Here is a 765-nt window from a genome sequence, read left to right as displayed (position 1 = left end):
GAAGCCGATCCCCTGCAGGAACGGCTGCGCCGGATGCAGCCACCCGCAGCCAGGCCGCCCCTGTGGCGGCGCCTGGCGCTGCCTGCCGGGATGCTGGCGGCCGGACTTGCCGGGGGCGCTTATGTGGCAACGGTAATCCCGTCGGGAGACCCGGCTCCATCCCCCTTGCCGACCTCGGACGTCCGCGAGTTCCAGGACGACACGGGGCTTGACGGCTTCACGCTGACCGAGAACGAGCCGAACCCCGCGCCAGCCCCGCCGGACACGCGCACCGCCGTGCGCACGGTTGCCGATCCGCAAGCCCAGGCTGATGCTGCGGCAGCACGTGCGGCCCTGGAGCAGGCCAGGGCCGACCTCGCGGCAGCGAGGGCAGAGCTTGCCGCGGCGCGGGCCCACCCAGAGACCTCCTCCGCCGATCTCGAGGCATTGCGCGCGGAGCTGGACCAGCTGAAGGGCGACATGGCCGACAAGGACCAGGCGCTGGATGAGCTGACCCGCGAGAACCTGCGCCTGCAATCCGATCTGGACTTGGCTGCCGAACTGGCCAACCAGACGCAGGTGCAGGCCGATCTGGAAGCGCAGCGCCTGGCAGAGCTGGAACGGCGCCGGGCCGAGCTTGAGGCCCGCCGTGCCGAGGAAGAAGCGCTGCTGCAAGCTCGGACCCAGTCAAGCATGGTTGCCTATCGTGCTGGCGGTGGCGGGACAGACGAAGACAGAGAGGCGGGTGGCGTCGACGAGCGGTCTGACGCCGCCGAACGGTTCCGA

General features: G+C 70.7%; 1 pseudogene. It reads left to right on the top strand.

Features of this window, described 5'->3' with window-relative positions:
* Positions 1-765 (top strand): annotated as a pseudogene (locus tag CK944_RS23550) (hypothetical protein); the annotation flags it as partial.

It is taken from the genome of Paracoccus sp. SY, assembly GCF_002901215.1.
In the GTDB taxonomy this organism is placed as follows: domain Bacteria; phylum Pseudomonadota; class Alphaproteobacteria; order Rhodobacterales; family Rhodobacteraceae; genus Paracoccus; species Paracoccus acridae.
This window is presented reverse-complemented; position numbering and strand designations above follow the sequence as displayed.